At 61.8% G+C, this 16,898-nt stretch carries 19 protein-coding genes; 10 read left to right on the top strand and 9 right to left on the bottom strand.

The window, feature by feature from the left end:
* Positions 1-105 precede the first annotated feature (105 nt).
* Entirely contained in the window at positions 106-396 is a 291-nt protein-coding gene (rpmB, locus tag J0663_RS07010; RefSeq protein WP_168296664.1) for a 50S ribosomal protein L28, read from the bottom strand.
* Between the two features lie 240 nt (positions 397-636).
* Between rpmB and J0663_RS07005 the strand changes: the two genes are divergently transcribed.
* Positions 637-1,416 (top strand): DUF3108 domain-containing protein, encoded by a 780-nt coding sequence (locus tag J0663_RS07005; protein WP_207243720.1) that lies wholly within the window; start codon positions 637-639, stop codon positions 1,414-1,416.
* Between the two features lie 30 nt (positions 1,417-1,446).
* The gene (gene yddG, locus J0663_RS07000) at positions 1,447-2,337 is read left to right on the top strand and encodes an aromatic amino acid exporter YddG (protein WP_207243719.1); all 891 of its coding nucleotides are present in this window, start codon (positions 1,447-1,449) and stop codon (positions 2,335-2,337) included.
* 3 nt (positions 2,338-2,340) lie between these two features.
* Here yddG and J0663_RS06995 read toward each other — a convergent pair whose 3' ends face one another.
* Both J0663_RS06995 and gloB read right to left on the bottom strand, forming a co-directional pair.
* On the bottom strand, positions 2,341-2,763 hold the full coding sequence (locus J0663_RS06995) for a cupin domain-containing protein (protein ID WP_207243718.1): 423 nt from the start codon (positions 2,761-2,763) through the stop codon (positions 2,341-2,343).
* A complete protein-coding gene (gene gloB, locus J0663_RS06990) occupies positions 2,763-3,533 on the bottom strand; it encodes a hydroxyacylglutathione hydrolase (protein WP_207243717.1) in 771 nt (256 codons plus the stop codon). Before gloB ends, J0663_RS06995 begins: the two co-directional genes overlap by 1 nt.
* Positions 3,534-3,586: 53 nt before the next feature.
* On the opposite strand from gloB, the gene J0663_RS06985 reads away from it, so the two are divergent.
* From J0663_RS06985 to J0663_RS06970, 4 genes are all read left to right on the top strand, one after another.
* Positions 3,587-4,363 carry a class I SAM-dependent methyltransferase gene (locus tag J0663_RS06985; RefSeq protein WP_207243716.1) on the top strand — a complete coding sequence of 259 codons (777 nt, stop codon included), beginning with the start codon at positions 3,587-3,589 and terminating at the stop codon, positions 4,361-4,363.
* A 92-nt stretch (positions 4,364-4,455) separates the two neighbouring features.
* Entirely contained in the window at positions 4,456-5,553 is a 1,098-nt protein-coding gene (gene hisC, locus J0663_RS06980; RefSeq protein WP_207243715.1) for a histidinol-phosphate transaminase, read from the top strand.
* On the top strand, positions 5,550-6,476 hold the full coding sequence (locus tag J0663_RS06975) for a prephenate/arogenate dehydrogenase family protein (protein ID WP_207243714.1): 927 nt from the start codon (positions 5,550-5,552) through the stop codon (positions 6,474-6,476). The genes hisC and J0663_RS06975 overlap by 4 nt, the downstream gene beginning before the upstream one ends.
* Before the next feature lie 9 nt (positions 6,477-6,485).
* A complete protein-coding gene (locus J0663_RS06970; protein ID WP_207243713.1) occupies positions 6,486-6,905 on the top strand; it encodes a GNAT family N-acetyltransferase in 420 nt (139 codons plus the stop codon).
* On the opposite strand, the gene J0663_RS06965 is transcribed toward J0663_RS06970, so the two are convergent.
* Positions 6,902-7,918, bottom strand: a complete 1,017-nt coding sequence (locus tag J0663_RS06965; RefSeq protein ID WP_207243712.1) for a DUF2125 domain-containing protein — start codon at positions 7,916-7,918, stop codon at positions 6,902-6,904. The genes J0663_RS06970 and J0663_RS06965 overlap by 4 nt on opposite strands.
* 49 nt (positions 7,919-7,967) lie before the next feature.
* Between J0663_RS06965 and J0663_RS06960 the strand changes: the two genes are divergently transcribed.
* The gene (locus J0663_RS06960; RefSeq protein WP_207243711.1) at positions 7,968-8,498 is read left to right on the top strand and encodes a gamma-glutamylcyclotransferase; all 531 of its coding nucleotides are present in this window, start codon (positions 7,968-7,970) and stop codon (positions 8,496-8,498) included.
* Here J0663_RS06960 and J0663_RS06955 read toward each other — a convergent pair whose 3' ends face one another.
* From J0663_RS06955 to ftsE, 4 genes are all read right to left on the bottom strand, one after another.
* Positions 8,499-9,296 carry a lysophospholipid acyltransferase family protein gene (locus J0663_RS06955; RefSeq protein WP_207243710.1) on the bottom strand — a complete coding sequence of 266 codons (798 nt, stop codon included), beginning with the start codon at positions 9,294-9,296 and terminating at the stop codon, positions 8,499-8,501.
* Positions 9,297-9,385: 89 nt separating this feature from the next.
* Positions 9,386-10,102 (bottom strand): YdcF family protein, encoded by a 717-nt coding sequence (locus tag J0663_RS06950; protein ID WP_207243709.1) that lies wholly within the window; start codon positions 10,100-10,102, stop codon positions 9,386-9,388.
* 67 nt (positions 10,103-10,169) lie between these two features.
* A complete protein-coding gene (locus J0663_RS06945) occupies positions 10,170-11,189 on the bottom strand; it encodes a cell division protein FtsX (RefSeq protein WP_207243708.1) in 1,020 nt (339 codons plus the stop codon).
* A complete protein-coding gene (ftsE, locus tag J0663_RS06940) occupies positions 11,182-11,841 on the bottom strand; it encodes a cell division ATP-binding protein FtsE (protein ID WP_008527718.1) in 660 nt (219 codons plus the stop codon). The genes J0663_RS06945 and ftsE overlap by 8 nt, the downstream gene beginning before the upstream one ends.
* A 206-nt stretch (positions 11,842-12,047) precedes the next feature.
* Here ftsE and J0663_RS06935 point away from each other — a divergent pair, with 206 nt between their 5' ends.
* From J0663_RS06935 to J0663_RS06925, 3 genes are all read left to right on the top strand, one after another.
* On the top strand, positions 12,048-12,692 hold the full coding sequence (locus J0663_RS06935; RefSeq protein WP_207243707.1) for a hypothetical protein: 645 nt from the start codon (positions 12,048-12,050) through the stop codon (positions 12,690-12,692).
* A 133-nt stretch (positions 12,693-12,825) separates the two neighbouring features.
* Positions 12,826-13,368: a hypoxanthine phosphoribosyltransferase gene (gene hpt, locus J0663_RS06930; RefSeq protein ID WP_004671390.1), complete on the top strand. Its 543-nt coding sequence runs from the start codon at positions 12,826-12,828 to the stop codon at positions 13,366-13,368.
* A 129-nt stretch (positions 13,369-13,497) separates the two neighbouring features.
* Positions 13,498-13,857, top strand: a complete 360-nt coding sequence (locus J0663_RS06925) for a response regulator (protein ID WP_207243706.1) — start codon at positions 13,498-13,500, stop codon at positions 13,855-13,857.
* A gap of 128 nt (positions 13,858-13,985) precedes the next feature.
* Here the strand turns inward: J0663_RS06925 and J0663_RS06920 are convergent, their stop codons facing one another.
* Positions 13,986-16,637, bottom strand: coding sequence for a TIGR02302 family protein (locus J0663_RS06920; protein ID WP_207243705.1), 2,652 nt, complete (start codon positions 16,635-16,637; stop codon positions 13,986-13,988).
* Positions 16,638-16,898: the final 261 nt, after the last annotated feature.

The following is a 16,898-nucleotide window of genomic DNA, read 5'->3' as shown; positions in this document are numbered from 1 at the left end:
CCTGGGTGATGCCACCAGTTGGAGCGACGAGCCGACAAAGCAAAAGGCCTGACCGGAGATCATCCGTGCAAGCCTTTCGAATCGGTATGAAAAAGATGTCGAAGCTTATGCGGCTTCGGCGGTCTTCTTGACGATCTGGCGACGCAGCAGACGAGCGCGCATCGACAGTTCATTTTCGCTAGCCTTCAGCAGGAAGGCATCGAGGCCACCGCGATGCTCGACGGAACGAAGAGCAGCAGCCGAAACGCGAAGACGATAGCGCTGGTTGAGAGCGTCGGAAATCAGCGTTACCTGGCACAGGTTCGGCAGGAACCGGCGCTTGGTCTTGTTGTTGGCATGGCTGACATTGTTACCAGTCAGGACGGCCTTGCCGGTCAATTCGCACACGCGGGACATGGAACACCTATTCTTGTTTTTCTCGGGCCATTAAATTGCAATCTCCGGCAAAACCAGGCTCGCAATCCAACAGGCATGATTGGAAAGTTGCGGTTCTATAGTCAGAGAGCCTGCCCGCGTCAAGCCAAACCTTGGCCTTTCCCGCAATTCTGTCAAAAAGCTGCTGTTTTCTTCTCTTCAGGGCAGGAGTATAGAGCACACGGCAAGGGCTGGCGACGCACGGCAGACAAGGCTTCACTCATGGCTCATTCGGGCAGACGAATTTTCATTTCGGCCATCGCCGCACTTCTTGCCATACCGGCATCGGCGGCCGAAATCCAGCACCAGACGGTCTACCGGGTGACGCTTGCCGGCCTGCCGATCGCGCGCGCGGCTTTTCTGACGCAGATCGAGGACGATCACTCTTACAAGATCGCCGGTGATATCAATTCTGCCGGCCTGGCCGACCTCGTCAAGACGATCCGGGCCAAAACCAGCGTTACCGGCGTCGTCCGTAACGATCGGCTGCAGGCAGTGAAGTATTCGCTCTACTACAAGAGCGGCAAGAAGGCCCGCGTCTACGAGGTCAGCTACCGCAACGGCAACATCATCTCGGCGACGACGACGCCACCGCCGAAGCGGCCGAAGAACTGGATCGACGTCACGCCGCGTGACATGCGATCGGTTCTCGATCCGATTTCCGGCCTGATTTTCACCGGCGATACCAAGGTCTGCTCGCAGACGCTGCCGATCTTCGACGGCGAGACGCGCATGGATCTGGTGCTCTCGCCAAAGGGCGACGAGGATTTTTCGACCGACGGCTTCAAGGGCAAGGCGCTCGTCTGCGGCGTGCGCTTCATTCCGCGCTCGGGCTATAAGAAGGGCCGCAAGGATATAGACTATCTCAGCAGGAGCGATCGCATGGAGATCTGGTTTGCCAAGTCGGACGCGGCAAATGTATATGCTCCTGTCTATGTGCGCATTCCAACCGAATATGGAATGGTGACGATCACTGCGGTGAAATATGGCAGCGTCAGCTGACGGAGCTTTTGCCTCCGTAAAGGGGGAGAGGTGAAGTTTCGCGCGACGGCGATCGGTTTTACGGCCATTGTGATGTGGTCGTTCCTTGCACTTTTGACGGCCGGCTCCGGGAAGATGCCGCCGTTCCAGCTTTCGGCCGTCTGCTTTGCGATCGGCAGCATTCCCGGCCTCGTCATGCTTATCTTCAATCCCGCGCGCCTGGCGCTGCTGAAACAGCCGCCAAAGGTCTGGATAACGGGCATTGCAGGCTTGTTCGGCTATCATTTCCTGTATTTCACCGCACTCAGGAACGCGCCGGCGGTGGAGGCGGGCTTGATCGCCTATCTCTGGCCGCTCCTGATCGTCGTCGGCTCGGCACTGCTGCCGGGAGAACGGTTGCGCTGGTATCACGTGGCGGGCGCGCTTGCCGGGCTTTGCGGCACCTTCCTGATTGTCGGCCGCAACGGCATCGATTTCGACGGCGCCTACGCGGTCGGTTATGGAGCTGCCTTTCTCTGCGCCTTTACCTGGTCGGGCTACTCGCTGCTGACCCGGCGTTTCGAAGCCGTTTCCACCGATGTCGTTACCGGCTTTTGCCTTGCCACGTCCGTCCTGTCGCTCTTCTGCCATCTCGGCCTGGAGCAGACCGTCTGGCCGGCGACAATTTTCGAATGGGTCGCCGTCATCGGGCTCGGGCTCTTGCCTGTGGGAGCTGCCTTCTACGCCTGGGACCATGGGGTCAAGAACGGCGATATCCAGATCCTCGGTGCGGCAAGTTATGCCGCACCGTTGCTGTCGACGCTTATCCTGACGCTGTTCGGCTTTGCCGAGCCGAGCTGGCGCATCGCGCTCGCCTGCCTGCTTGTCACCGGCGGGGCAGTGCTGGCGGCCCAGGACATGTTCCGCCGCAAAAATCCGGCGCGCCCTGTGGCTGCCGAGTGAGTTTTACCCGCCGGGCTTCCAATCCGGCGGCGCCATCTCGAAACTCGAAAATTCGAAGCCGGGTGAGACGGTGCAGCCAACCAGGGTGAAATCGCCGCGCGTTTCGGCCGATTGCCACCAATTGGCTGGAACAATCGCCTGCGGTCGTTCGCCGGCTGAGAGGTTGGTGCCGAGGGTGAGGGTCTCGCTTGCTGCCCCGTCCTGCGAGCGGTGCAGCGAGAGCGGCGCACCGGCGTAATAATGCCAGACCTCGACCGCGTCGCGGACGCGATGCCAGTGCGAACGCTGTCCCCTTGTCAGCAGATAATAGATCGCCGTCGAATGGCCGCGCTCGCCGCCCGACGTGTCGCGGAATGTCTGCACGTACCAGCCGCCCTCCGGATGTGGCTCCATGCCGAGCGCGCGGATAATCTCCTCAGGCGCCATCAGAAATTGTCCTTGCGCTTGCGGATCTCGGCAAAGACCTCCTCGTTCGTCTTGCCTTCCATGATCAGATTGCGGCGGATCGCCGGATCGGCGGCGCGCAGGAACGGATTGGTTTCCTTCTCCAGCCCCAGCGTCGTCGGAATGGTGAATTTGCCCTCGGCGCGCAGGGCCTCGATCTCGGCGGCGCGGCTCTTCAGGCGCTCATTGTCGGGGTCAACAGTCAGTGCGAAGCGGGCATTCGCCAGCGTATATTCGTGACCGAAATAGACCGCAGTCTCATCCGGCAGCACGGCGAGCTTCTGCAGGGAGTGCCACATGTCGGCGGCGGGACGTTCGAACAGGCGGCCGCAACCGAGCGCAAACAGCGTGTCGGCGGCAAACAGCAGCTTGTCGTCGACGAAGTGATAGCAGATGTGGCCAGCGGTGTGACCTGGTGTTTCGATGACCTTGACCGTGTGATCGCCGAACAGGAAGCTGTCGCCGTCGGCCATCGTCCGGTCGAGGCCGGGAATGGCAATGGCCTCGTTGATCGGGCCGATGATCTCGCAGTCGAACTGCTCCTTCAGCGCCAGATTGGCGGCGACATGATCCGTGTGGTGATGGGTGGTGAAGATATGGGTGATCTTCCAGCCTCGGCGTGTCGCCGCTTCCAGGATCGGCCGCTCCTCCGGCGCGTCGATCGCCACGGTAAACCCCGTCTCAGGGTCGTGTACGAGAACGCCGAAATTATCGGTGCGGCAGAGAAAAACGTCTAATTCCAAAGGTTTCATCGTTCAATAATCCCTTGTCCTGCGAGTCTTGCGGGAATGTAGAGGTTCCGGCCTTGAAGTCCAACCGCCCGCTGATAACATTTGTCGCAATGCACGCCGATATCGTCGACCTACGTCAGTTCTATCACTCCGACCTCGGGCGTTTTGCCGAGCAGTCGATCGCCATGGCACTGTCTTCGCTGTGGGTGCGCCTGCCGCAGGAGCGGCTGGTTGGCCTCGGTTATGCAGTGCCCTTCCTCGACCGCTTCCAGGCTGATACCGAACGCACCTTCGCCTTCATGCCGGCCGGGCAGGGGGCGGTGAACTGGCCGATGGGCTCGCTGTCGTCGACGACGCTGATTTTCGATGAGGAACTGCCGCTGCCGGATTCCTCGATCGACCGGGTGCTGATGGTGCATTCGCTCGAATTCGCCGAAAGTCCGCGCGAGACGCTGAAGGAGCTCTGGCGGGTGCTGGCTCCGGGTGGACGGCTTGTTATCGTCGTGCCCAACCGACGCGGCGTCTGGGCCCGCATGGAGCATACGCCTTTCGGTTCGGGCCGGCCCTATTCCCGCGGTCAGCTGACGCATCTGCTGCGCGAGACGAACTTCACGCCGGGCGCGACCGCCGAAGCGCTGTTCTTTCCGCCCTCGAAACTCAGGACCATCCTGCGCCTTCGCCGCGCCTTCGAGCGCATTGGCCGGACGCTGTGGCCGGCTTTCTCGGGCGTCATCATCGTCGAGGCGCAGAAGCGGCTCTATCAGGGTCTGCCGGTCGCCGCGCGCGCCTCTCGCCGCGTCTTCGTGCCGGTTCTCGCACCGCATGGCGTGCCGACAACACGCAGCCGGTGACGCCGCTTCCGGCTCTCGACAAGAACCACATTCCGCTTTAATGCCACTTGGTCATTTTCCGGAAAATCCAAGGTCGACCCATGAGCGTTGAGATGAGCAAGCCCGTTCCGCGTCCCGGTATTCTCGATATCGCATCCTATGTGCCGGGCAAGGAACATGCGCCGGGCGTGGCCCGCGTCTACAAGCTTTCGTCCAACGAAACGCCGCTCGGCGCCAGCCCGAAAGCTATAGAGGCCGTCAAGGCGGTTGCCGATAATCTCGGGCGTTATCCCGATGGGCAGGCGATCGAACTGCGCGAGGCGATCGCCGCCGTGCATGGCCTCAATCCGGCGAACATCCTCTGCGGCAACGGTTCCGACGAACTGCTGGGTCTGCTTTGCCATGTCTATCTCGGCGCCGGCGACGAGGGCATCATCACCGAACACGGCTTCCTCGTCTACAAGATCCAAATTCAGGGCGCTGGCGCCACGCCGGTCGTCGTCAAGGAAAAAGACTATACGGTCGACGTCGACGCTATCCTTGCCGCGGTCACCGGAAGAACCAAGATCGTCTTCATCGCCAACCCCGGTAATCCCACAGGCACCTACGTCCCCGTGAGCGAAATCCGCCGTCTGCAGGCCGGGCTGCCGAAACATGTCGTGCTGGTGCTCGATGCGGCTTACGCCGAATATGTGCGCCGCAACGATTATGAAGCCGGCATCGAGATCGTGTCTTCCAATTCCAACGTGGTGATGACCCGCACCTTTTCGAAGGCTTACGGTCTTGCGGCGCTCCGCGTCGGTTGGATGTATGCGCCGGCGGAGATCGTCGACGCCGTGAACCGTGTCCGCGCCCCGTTCAACCTGAATGCGGCGGCGATCGCCGCCGGTGCCGCGGCGATTCGCGACCAGGCCTTCGTCCAGCAGGCCGTCTCTTACAACCAGATGTGGGTGGAGTCGCTGACGGAGGCCCTCGAGGCGATCGGGCTGCAAGTGACGCCGTCGGTCGCCAATTTCGTCCTCATCCATTTCCCTGATATCGACGGCAAGCGCGCGGCCGACGCCGACGAGCTGCTGACGAGCCGCGGGTACATCCTGCGCGCCGTGCGCAGCTACGGCTTTTCGAATGCACTGCGCATGAGCATCGGTCCTGAGGAGGCCAACCGCGGCGTCATCGCCGCACTCGGTGAATTCATGGGACGGCAGGCATGAGCGTGCTGTTCGATCGCATCGCGCTGATCGGCATCGGCCTGATCGGCTCTTCGCTCGCCCACGACATCAGGCGGCTCGGGCTTGCCAAAGAGATCGTCGTCGCGACGCGCAGTGCCGATACGCTGAGGCGCGCCGAAGAGCTCGGCCTCGGCGATCGTTACACGACGTCTTCACCGGAGGCCGTCCGGGATGCCGATCTGGTGATCGTCTCGGTGCCGGTCGGCGCTTCGGAAAGCGTGGCGAAGGAAATTGCGGGAAGCCTGAAGCCCGGGGCTGTTGTCACCGATGTCGGCTCCACCAAAGCGTCGGTCATCGCGCAGATGCAGCCGCATATGCCTGACAATGTGCATTTCATTCCCGGCCATCCGTTGGCCGGCACCGAGAAATCGGGCCCGGATGCCGGTTTCCCCGGCCTTTTCGAAGGCCGCTGGTGCATCTTCACGCCGATTGCCGGCACCGACGAGACGGCGCTGAAACGGCTGCGCGGCTTTTGGGAGGCGCTGGGCTCGAAGGTTGACGAGATGGATGCGGAGCACCACGACAAGGTGCTCGCGATCGTCTCGCACCTGCCGCATATCATCGCCTACAATATCGTCGGCACCGCCGACGATCTGGAGACGGTGACGGAGTCTGAAGTCATCAAATATTCGGCCTCCGGCTTTCGCGATTTCACCCGTCTCGCCGCCTCCGATCCAACGATGTGGCGCGACGTCTGCCTGCACAATCGCGATGCGATCCTGGAAATGCTGGCGCGCTTCTCGGAGGATCTCGCCTATCTGCAGCGCGCCATCCGCTGGGGCGAGGGGGACAAGATTTTCGAACTCTTCACCCGCACGCGCGCCATTCGTCGCTCTATCGTCCAGGCCGGCCAGGATGTCGACGCACCCGACTTCGGCCGCCCCCACGCGTTGGATAAGAAGTAGCGGCCCGCGATGGTGGAGGTGGCGAGCGCAAGTCAGGCGGATATCGACTGGCTGGCTCGCGAGGATGCCAGCGCCGGCAAGGCGTGGGTATCGCGATGCGTGGCGCTCGGCGAATATCTGATTGCCAAAGAGGGCGGCGAAATTGTCGGCTTCCTGCGTTTCTCCCGCTTCTGGGGCAGGGTTCCCTATATGGAAATGATCCGCGTTCTGCCCGGCTATCGCCGTTCTGGCGTCGGCACCGCGCTGTTTTTCGCCTGGGAGGCAGCCATGCGCGGCGAGGGCGCCCGACTGCTGATGACGTCGAGCGAATGCGATGAGAGCCGTCCTCAGGACTGGCACCGCCGCAATGGGTTTACCGAAACCGGCGCGGTCGAGCTGCCCGGTCTGCAATCGGTGCCGGAAGTGTTTTTCATCAAGCGGATTGGTTAGATCGGCGGAATCTTACCGAGCGGAATAAAGCCGCTGACGGTGGCATCACCGTGGTCGACGATGAGATCGACGGAGACCTTGTCGCTGCCGCCGGCCAGCGCCTTCAGCATCTTCGTCGCCGTGTTGACGGTCGAGGCAATATCGGGGAAGGCCTGCTTCAGGCTGTCGCCCCAGGGGCCGAGCCGTTCGATTTCCAGCTTGAATTTCCCGGAGAGAAAGCCCTGCTCGTCGAACGAAAAAGGTCCCGTGAGCGTCATCACCTTGCCGTCGCCGATATCGGCAACGATGCGGCGCAGTTCGCCGGCAGAACCATTGAGGCCGTTCGGGTCGCTGCCATCGATCAGGCCAGCCTTGCCGGCGACGGTCAAATCGATGCTGGCGGAAAGTTTGGGGAATATCTGCGGCCAGTCCTTGATCGCCGTGTTTGCATCCTGCACGGAAATCGCGCCGTCGAGATCGGTTCCATTCTGTCGGAGATGAATTTCGGTGTGGGCGGCATCGAAGCTGATAGTCTGGCCGGTGAGGGAGGAGACTGCCGTCGCCTTCAGGCCCTCGATGACCGTTGAACTGCGGTCGATGCCCTTCAACCGGGTTGCGAGGCTCGATTGCAGGTTCGCCCATTGGGCCGAGATCGAGAAGCCGTTGCCGGTGCGGATTTCCGCCGGCGAATCGAGCTCCCACATGATATGGCCCGGCGCATAGACCTGTGCCGCCGAGCGCAGCGCGCCGAAGGTGGCCGAGACGCCGTTGACGTTGTCGTCGACATCGATCTTGGAGCAGAACAGGCCGATGCGGAAGGGATAGCCGCGGAATTCGATATCGGCGCATTCGCCCCTGACGCCTGCCTGATTGCCTGGTGCGATTGCTTTCAGCACCGTCGTCTTCAACGCCGACGCGGCATAGAACCAGGCGGCGGTATAAAGCGCGATTACCAGGAGGACGCCTCCGCCCAGCAACCAGAATTTCTTGCCGCTGCCGGTTTGGCTGCTGCCGGATCGGCTTGACGCTGCCATGATGTTCTCCAATGGTGAATCGCAAAGTGATTCCGGTCTGGCGTGCGATATGGACGAATTTTGGGTGTTTGGCTACGGTTCGCTGATGTGGAATCCGGGCTTCGAGTTCCTGGAGCGGGCAGAGGCTCTGGTGCGTGGTTACAGGCGTTCGCTGTGCGTGCGCTCCTTCGTCCATCGCGGCACGCGCGACAATCCCGGCCTCGTTCTCGGCCTCGACAGGGGCGGAGCCTGCCGCGGGATGGCGTTCCGTATTTCGCCGAACAAATGGGACGAGGTGATCGATTATCTGCGCGCCCGCGAGCTCGTCACCAACGTCTATCTGGAGCGCCGGGTTCGGCTGCAGTTTGCCGGTGGCGGCCGAGTGGAGGCGGTGACCTACGTCGCTGATCGCGACCACGAGCAATATGCCGGTACACTCGATGCGCTCGCGGCCGCGCGGGTGGTGCACGAGGCCAGGGGTCAGTCCGGCCCGAACGATGCCTATGTCTTCAATACGCTTGCGCATCTCAGACAGATGGGCATTCGCGACCCGTGGTTGGAGCAGGTCGTCCACGAGGTGGAGCGGCTGCGGGCTGGCTGATCAGGCCGTCGCCGCCTTGACTTTACGAAGCTCGGCCAGCCTGGCGACCGTCGTCGGCGGCAAGGGCAGATGCGGATTGCGCTCGACGGTGTCGAGGAGCAGCTCGTCGCTTGCCCGTTCAGTTACCTCGATCAGATGGGCGAAGAAGGCATCGGGGTCCATTCCGGGCATGATCGGCGGCAGGATCCTGACTTTGAAGTGGCCGGGATAGCGACGGATGCTGCGCCGCGGCCAGAAGAGGCCGGGATGCATGGCAACGGGCACGACGGGAATGCCAAGGTCGCGGTACATGCGGGCGATGCCGTATTTATAGAGCGGTTCCGCGCCCGGCGGACGGCGCGTGCCCTCGGGATAGATGATGAGCTGGCGGCCGGTCGACAGCTCCTCCCTGGTGCGTTTCAGCACTTCCACCATCACCTTGCCGCGGGCGCCGCGATCGACCGGGATCATGCGCTGCTTCTTCGCGTACCAACCAAAGAGCGGGATCCACATCAGCTCGCGCTTCAGGATGTAGACCGGGTCCTTGAGCCTGGGCAGCAGCGCATAGGTGTCCCAGAAGGATTGATGTTTCGGCGCCAGGATGTAACTGCCGTCCGGCAGGTTTTCCAACCCCTCGATCTCAAAAGTCGTGCCGATGATCACGCGCATGAGCCAGTGGTTGGAGCGGGCCCAGTTCTTCGGGATTTCATAGGCGGTCAGGCGCGGCACCACAAAATAATATGGCGAGAGCACGATCATCCGGATGATGAGGTTGGCATAGAAGATCGTGTTGAAGATGACGGAACGCAGGGCGATCATGAAATTTTCCCGAGGCATGCTCACGCGACCCGGCCTACACGATATTGCCCGTCATAAAAAGCGTTTGATGATGCGTCAATGCAAAAGCGTCAGTCTGCGGCCGAGACATTTGCCGAGCGCAGCCCGGTATGGCGGCCGAAGCCGGTGACGTTGCGGGCGCCGGTTAATAGCACCTTTGCATATTCGGCGAGCATGACCCGCATCGCGTTGGGGTCGGTGAACCAGTTGCGGGTCTTCAAATCCGAATTGACCACCGGATAGGGGATGAACTCGATGTCCGGATCGACATAGGAGAGTTCTGCGAGGGTCCGCGGCATATGATAATTGTTGGTGACAACGAGGACGCTTCTGTATCCCTTGGCGTGGATCCAGTTAGAGGTCTCCTCGGCGTTGCCGATCGTGTCTATCGCGTCATGGCCGATATCGACGCAGCAGGAGAAAAGATCGGCCGGGCTTTGCGTCATCTTGCGAATCTGCGCCGTCGTCGTTGTCGGGTGGACGCCCGAGATCAGCAGCCGTTTGCCGGCGCCCTTCTGCAGCAGTTCCACGGCCTGATCGATGCGCTGGTAGCCGCCTGTCAGCACGACGATCGCATCCGCCTTCGGTTCGACGGGGGGCTTCAGAGTTGTGACGGAATCGGCAAATCGGAGGAAGCCGCCGAATAACAGGGCGACCGCCAGAACGCACCCAAAGCCGCACCAACGCAGCAGACGGCGGATCGGGCCGCGCCGCGGCGGCAGGCCCGCCGGACGATCAAGCTCCGGGTCCTGGCGAATCGGGTTGCGTGTCGTATGGCCCATGGTCATGAATCGTGATTATACGCTGATTGCGGCGCGGAACAGACGCTTTCATCACAAAATGGCATGACCACGATCAACTGGCGATGCCGTCGGTGCGCGTCGGGTCCGAACGCAATGTGTCGATTTCATAGATCGTGCGCATGACGGTGAGGCGTGCCGTGACGGTCGTCAGGAGCGCGATGACGATCATCGTCGCGAAGATGCCGGCATAACCGAGCACGCCGACCGAAAAGGTGCCAAACAACGCGGTCGCCTGATCCGTTTCCGGCGTCGCGAGCGTGCGGCTCTGCCAGAAGCCGGCGGTGGCGAAGAAAAGAGCGGCAAGCGCGCTGCCGATCGCCGAGCCTTTGAGGCTGATCTTCAGGAAATGCTTCTGAAATTCGGTGGCAACGAAGGAACTCTCGGCGCCGACGAAATGCAGCACTTCGACGATGTGGCGATTGCCCGACAGCGCGCCGCGCGTGGCGAAGACGACGGTCAGCACCATTGCCGAGAAGACCAGCAGCAGGACTCCTGTGCCGATCAGCACGGTCGTGTGCGCCATGGAGACCAGGCGATCAACCCAGGTGCGGTGGTCGTCGAGGCTCGCCTGCGGGATGCTGTCCTTGAGGAGCCCCCGCATCGCATCGAAATCCGGCGGATTGCTCTCGTCGATGGTGATGACGACGAGGCGGGGAACGGGCAGATCCTTGAGGTCGAGACCGGGGCCGAGCCAGGGTTCGAGCAGGCGGGCAGTTGCCGCCTCGTCGACGATCTGGCCGCTTTTGGTGCCGACGAAGGTCAGCGCCAGGTCGCGCGCCTGCGTCAGCGCCTTTTCCATGTCGAGATTGTCGTCCGGCTTGATCTGGATGGTGATCTCGCGGGAGATCTGGCTCTCCCAACTTGCCGCCGTCGAACGCACCATGCTGACGCCGCCGAGCGTCAGGCAGGCGAGAAAGGCCATGATCGATATGACCACCATCAGGGCGTTGCCCTGGATGTTGGAGGGCGGCAGGATCGGCGCGGTCGGGCGCACGCGCATTTCCGGCCGCTTCGGCTGGGCGGCAGCCTGGGCCGGCGCCTTCTCTAGGTTGCTGGACGGGGGCTCAGTCATAGATATCGAGGTGCCCCCCCGAGAGGATCATGCGCCGGGCTTCCACCTGCTCCATCAGCGCCAGGTCATGAGTGGCGATCACGACCGCCGTCCCAAGTCGATTGAGTTCGAGGAATAGATTGAGCAGCCGCCTGGCCATCGGCGGGTCGACATTGCCCGTGGGTTCGTCAGCCAGAAGGACTTCCGGCCGGTCCATCAGCGCGCGGGCGATGGCGGCGCGCTGCTTCTCGCCGCCCGAGAGCACCGGCGGCAGCACATTGATGCGTTCGCCGAGCCCGACCCATTTCAAGAGTTCCAAAACGTCGGTTTTGTAGGAGCTTTCCTCCTTGCCGCGCACCCGGAGCGGCAAGGCGACATTCTCATAGGTGGTGAGATGGTCGAGCAGGCGAAAATCCTGAAAGACGATGCCGACGCGCCGGCGCAACAGCGGCAGTTCGGGCCTGGGAATTTCGGAGATGTCGCGCCCGAACATGCGGATCAGGCCCCGCGTCGGCTGCAGTGACATGAACAGCAGCCGCAGCAGCGAGGTTTTGCCGGCGCCGGATGGGCCCGTCAGGAATTGAAAGGATTTCTTCGGAATGTCGAAGGTCAGGTCCCGGAGGATTTCCGGGCCCATGCCGTAGCGCAAACCGACATTCTCGAAGTGGATCAACGGGCAGCTCAGTCTGTTCTTGGTTTCACCGCGCGACTTGTTAACCAACACCGTTAACAGCCGGTAAATTTTGCCGGAAAGACGCCCGTTTGATGGCAATCTTTGCGAAGCATTAACCATTAAAATTTACGACTGAGGAGGATTCGTTTCAATGCCAAGATTTCTTGCAGCATCGAAACCATGTGGACATCTGCGAGGCAGCCACCATGGAAGCATCCTCCTTCAGCCGTCGGACGCCGGGTCAGACCTATGATTTCCTGCCGCCGGAGCCTGCCCGCCGACAGTACCGCACGGCACGTCCTGCCGATATTTCCGACGCCGAATTCGTGACGGTGGGCAAGGCCCGGCCAAAGGAATTCAGCGCCAGGATCCATAACGACAACCGCAGGCGCATGGGCGCCGCACAGCCGTCGCTCCTGTCGGCGACGGTTGCTTCCGCGCTGCGGACGGCGGAATCCTGGCTGCAGCGTGCGTCGCTGCAAAGCTTCGCAATACTGGTGCTGGCGCTTGCCGTGCTCGTCTTCGGTCTCACAGGCGGCTTTTCCGGCCTTTCCGCCGAGGGAGCTTCTTCCGGAGCGCCGCTGCATTTCACCCATGTGACGGTGACGCCGCGCGATGCGAACGGCATGCGTGTGCTGGTTATTAACGGCATCATCGAAAACGAAAGCGGCACCACGCAGACGGTGCATCCGATCCGCGCCGATCTCGTGACCGATGAGCGGCTGACGGCAAGCATCGTCATCGATTCGCCCGCCGACGTTATCTATGCCGGCCAAAGTCGCGGCTTCTCGGCCCGCGTCCAGCATGCCGGCGGTAAGATGCCGGAGGTCAGGCTTTCCTTCCTGCCGTAGCGCAGCGGAAGGCGTGACGACCGGCTTGCCGGCTATAGAATGCACCAATCGCGTTAATTTCATGCCATGCGAGGCTGTTTCGGGCCGGCATATGTGCTAACGGCTTACCTTCTTTTTCATGGAGCAAGCCTTTATGCCTGTCGTGCGCGGAAAAAACATCGAGCCGCTTTTCACCGCCGAGCAGATCGCCGAGCGCAATCATGCGATGGCGCGAGAGATCGCCAACGGTCCGACCAAGGACCTGCTCGTCATCGCCGTGCTCAAGGGCTCCTTCATCTTCGCCGCTGACCTGATCCGTGCCCTGCATGACACCGGGCTTGCACCGGAGGTCGAGTTCATCACGCTGTCGAGCTACGGCAGCGGCACGGTTTCGCAGGGCGTGCGCATCGTCAAGGATATCGACAGCGACGTGCACGGCCGCGATGTGCTGTTGATCGACGATATCCTGGAGTCTGGCCGGACGCTGCTTTTTGCCAAGGAACTGCTCTTCGAGCGCGGCGCACGCAACGTCACGATCGCCGTGCTGCTCGACAAACGGGTCAAGCGTAAGGAAAAGTTGGAGGCCGATTATGTCGGCTTCGAATGCCCTGATTATTTCGTCGTCGGCTACGGCATGGACGTTGCCTATGCGTTTCGCGAATTGCCCTTCGTCGGCGTGGTCACCGGCGACGCCTGAGACAGGGTCAATCTATTGCCGGTGAAGACGGGTTGTTAACCATTCCGTCCATCGCTTCGCCATCTTTACCGATCGAAAAGGAAAGTCTGGTGATTTCCGTCGCGGGGCTGAAGACGGAGCAATGCACATATGGCAAGAATTCTGATTACGGAAGACGAGGACTCCCTGCGGTCTTTCGTAGCCCGGGCCCTCAGGCTCGACGGTCATGAGACCGATGAAGCGGCGGATGGCGCCGAGGGACTGGAAAAGCTGAAAGACGGGGGCTACGACCTGCTGCTTTCGGATATCCGCATGCCTGTCATGGACGGCATCGAACTTGCTCATCAGGCGAAGGACGCTTTCCCCGGCCTGAAGATCCTGCTGATGACCGGCTATGCCGAACAGCGCGAACGGGCCGACGATCTTGCCGAAAAGATCATCGACGTTGTCGCCAAGCCATTCGCGCTTCCCGATATACGCAAGGCGGTTGCCCGGGCGCTCGTCGCCTGAAGCAAGTCGCGCAAAGTGCACAGCGGTTTTGCGACCACAACATGCGAAAACCAAAGACTAAAGCGCGGGCCAAGCGAATCTGAAGATCGCGACGCGCTTTAGAATCCAACCATAAGGCGGTATAAGGTCTACTGGATGTCCAGCAGCCGCTCGAGATACCGCCGTTCCATCTCCTGTGGCGGATTGTTGCCGAGTTTCTCGCGGATCGCGTCAAGGATTTCTCGTGCTCGCTGAACGTCGATTTCGTCAGGCACCTTCACGTTGTTGTCGCCGAAGTCCGGTCCCTGGGTCTGGCGCAGCCGGCCGAGCGGATCGCGACCGTTCTGCTCGCCCTGTCCCACCTGGCCGTTCGGACCTTGCCCCTGTTGGCCTTGCTGCGCCTGCATCATTTGGTTCATCATATCGCGCGCACCCTGGCGAAGTGCCTCCAGCGCGCGACCCTGGCCTTCGATCGCCGGCTGGCCGCGGCCCTGGCCGAGTTCACGGCCGGCGCCTTCCATTTCGCGCTGCGCCTGGCCGAAGCCCGGACCTGGCTTCATGCCCATCTCGCCGAGGCTCTTCTGCAATTCGCCAAGCTGCTTGCCGAGCGCATCCTGGCGGGAGCGCAGCTGTTTCAGCGCCTCGCGCAGTTGCTCTGCCGTCATCTGGTCGGAGGGTTGCTGGCCTTCCTGGCCTTGGCCCTGTTGCTGATCCTGCGGTTCGCCCTTCTCGCCGGGAAGCATATCGTCGAGCAACGGATCGTTCTCGCCCATCTCGGTCTCGCCGCGCTGCATGCGATCCTTGAGCTGCTGATCAAGACGGAAGGTCTCTTCCATCAGCTTCTGCTGGTCGCGCAGGATCTCCCCGAGTTTGTCGATCTGCTTTCGGGCTTCGCTGTTTTCCTGGCCCTGCTGGCCGCGCTGCGGCCGGCCCGCCTGCAGGTTGTTCATCATGCGCTGCAGTTCCGACAGCATCTGCTGGGCTGCGTCACGGTTGCCGGAGCGGGCGAGATTTTCGATCTGATCCATCATCCGCTCCAGATCCTGCTGGCGCAGGATGTTCTGTGCGTTCTGGTTCGGCTGCATCGGCGCGTTCTGCATGCGCTGGGCGAGCTCGCTCAGATAGTCCTGCATCGCCTTGCGCAACTCGTCCATCAGCTTCTTGATCTCTTCGTCGGGCGCGTTGCGGTTCAACGCGTCGGCGAGGTTCTGCTGGGCCTGGCGCAGCTTGCGCTCGGCAAGGGAAAGATCGCCATCTTCCATGCCAAGCGCGATCTCCCAGAGATATTGGGCCGTATCCTTCAGCGCTTCTTCGCCCTTTGCGAGCTTCATGCGCGTCAAGGCGGATTGCAGCAGCAGATAGTTGGTCAGCTTGGGGATGGTCTCCTCGGGACGGATGGTCAGCGCCTCGTTCAGGGCGATAGCCTGCGGCATCTTGCGCGTATCGAGCGCGAAAACCTGTCGTTCCTCGGCAACTGCTGCGGCAAGCGGTTCGTTGAAGGGCCGCGACGGCAGCGTCATCTCGTGCGGCGGGCTGCGGCCGGTCTGGCCGGCGGCATCCCTGGCGACGAGCGTCACGCGAACGCGCTTGCCGGCAAGTGGATGTTCGGTCAGGTTCCGGCTGGTCACGCCCTTCGCATCGCGGGCGTTGCGACGGGGGATATCCAGCCGGTATTCCGGCAGCGGATAGAGCGGCGTCGCGGTCGGATCGGTTTCGACCGGAACGATCTCGGCATGCGCTTCCTGCACGCCGTAATCGTCCTTGACGGTGAAGCCGATCTCAAGCGCGCCGTTGACGCTGGGCTTCGGTAAGCCGTCGAAAGCGATTTCCGGCGCCTTGTCGGGAAGGACATCGAAGCTCCAGCGGCGGCCGTTGACTTCGAGCGTGCCGTTCTCCTCGAGCTTCATCACATGTGTCTGTGCGATGGCAGCCTGGCTGGCTGGTGCAGCATCCGGCTGATCGCCAGCGGTCACCAGAGTCTGCTGCGGCCTTGCATCCGCCTGGACGGCAATGTCCTGCGCCTCACCATTCGCCTTGCGGAACACGACCTTTTCGGCCGTTTTTCCGCCGCTGACGCGTACGGTGAGACCGGAAAACTGCGGTATGCCGATCGGCGCCTGTTCACTCCCGTCGGCGGTCAAATAGACCGGTGCGCGACCGGTGTAGGAGGGTGGTGTTACCCAGGCGTCGATGCGCACGGCCGGATCGACCGTCACCTGCTCGGGGGCTGCCTGCAATGCATCGCCGATCGACCCGCCGTTGATCGACAGCGAATAGGCAAAGGCCGTGACCAGAAGCAGCGCCGGAACGGCGCGAAGGGCGAAGCGGTCATGTGCGGCGATATCCGGCCTCGGCATGCCTGTGTCGAGCGCTGCAATTTTTTCGGCCATGCGCACCTGGTGCTCGCGCCAAAGCGCTCGGGCAAAGGGCGTATCGAAGGCTGGTTCGTCTTCCTGGACGGTGACCGGCTGGTGCGGCAGGCCATTGCGCTCTTCCAGCAGGCGGTCGGCTTCGGCGACCTTCGGCCAGCGCAGATGGCGGAAGGGAAGCAGCGAGACGAGTAAAGCGAGCGCGAAGGCGATCAGCAAGACAATGCGCAGCCAGTCGGGCACGTTGCGGAAGAGGCCGAACCAGGAGGCGGAGAGATAAAAGGCTGCGACCGACAGCACCGGCAGCAGCGGCGGCAGCAGCTGCTCGCAAAAAAGCACAATGCGCGCCAGCAGGCGCTTCGTCGTCACCAGCCGGGCAAGCGCAGGGCGGAGCGCAAATGCACCTTTCCTCTGCCTGAAAGGGCTCATCATCGGTCCGGTCTCCGCGATCTGGCGTTCTGAAACAGAGGGCGCTTCCGGCGATTGTCGGGCAATACGCTCATGAACGAAAGGATAACACTCTTTGTGGCGAAGGCGAGGGCGAGCGGCCGGTAATACCGGCTTTTCACGTTTATTCGCCAAAAAGTGATGGCTGCTTTAAGCGCGCCGCGATCTTTCAGACTGCTCCCCGCGCTTTAAATTTTTGTTGTACGCATGTCGCGTGATCGCAAAATCGCTGCACCGATTTGCGCG

The organism is Rhizobium lentis (assembly GCF_017352135.1).
Lineage (GTDB): Bacteria > Pseudomonadota > Alphaproteobacteria > Rhizobiales > Rhizobiaceae > Rhizobium > Rhizobium lentis.
This window is presented reverse-complemented; position numbering and strand designations above follow the sequence as displayed.

Coding starts and splice junctions, on each gene's coding strand:
- rpmB (WP_168296664.1), bottom strand. CDS start 396: ATGTCCCGCGTGTGCGAATTGACCGGCAAGGCCGTCCTGACTGGTAAC.
- J0663_RS07005 (WP_207243720.1), top strand. CDS start 637: ATGGCTCATTCGGGCAGACGAATTTTCATTTCGGCCATCGCCGCACTT.
- J0663_RS06995 (WP_207243718.1), bottom strand. CDS start 2,763: ATGGCGCCTGAGGAGATTATCCGCGCGCTCGGCATGGAGCCACATCCG.
- gloB (WP_207243717.1), bottom strand. CDS start 3,533: ATGAAACCTTTGGAATTAGACGTTTTTCTCTGCCGCACCGATAATTTC.
- hisC (WP_207243715.1), top strand. CDS start 4,456: ATGAGCAAGCCCGTTCCGCGTCCCGGTATTCTCGATATCGCATCCTAT.
- J0663_RS06975 (WP_207243714.1), top strand. CDS start 5,550: ATGAGCGTGCTGTTCGATCGCATCGCGCTGATCGGCATCGGCCTGATC.
- J0663_RS06970 (WP_207243713.1), top strand. CDS start 6,486: ATGGTGGAGGTGGCGAGCGCAAGTCAGGCGGATATCGACTGGCTGGCT.
- J0663_RS06965 (WP_207243712.1), bottom strand. CDS start 7,918: ATGGCAGCGTCAAGCCGATCCGGCAGCAGCCAAACCGGCAGCGGCAAG.
- J0663_RS06960 (WP_207243711.1), top strand. CDS start 7,968: ATGGACGAATTTTGGGTGTTTGGCTACGGTTCGCTGATGTGGAATCCG.
- J0663_RS06955 (WP_207243710.1), bottom strand. CDS start 9,296: ATGATCGCCCTGCGTTCCGTCATCTTCAACACGATCTTCTATGCCAAC.
- J0663_RS06950 (WP_207243709.1), bottom strand. CDS start 10,102: ATGACCATGGGCCATACGACACGCAACCCGATTCGCCAGGACCCGGAG.
- J0663_RS06945 (WP_207243708.1), bottom strand. CDS start 11,189: ATGACTGAGCCCCCGTCCAGCAACCTAGAGAAGGCGCCGGCCCAGGCT.
- J0663_RS06935 (WP_207243707.1), top strand. CDS start 12,048: ATGGAAGCATCCTCCTTCAGCCGTCGGACGCCGGGTCAGACCTATGAT.
- hpt (WP_004671390.1), top strand. CDS start 12,826: ATGCCTGTCGTGCGCGGAAAAAACATCGAGCCGCTTTTCACCGCCGAG.
- J0663_RS06925 (WP_207243706.1), top strand. CDS start 13,498: ATGGCAAGAATTCTGATTACGGAAGACGAGGACTCCCTGCGGTCTTTC.
- J0663_RS06920 (WP_207243705.1), bottom strand. CDS start 16,637: ATGATGAGCCCTTTCAGGCAGAGGAAAGGTGCATTTGCGCTCCGCCCT.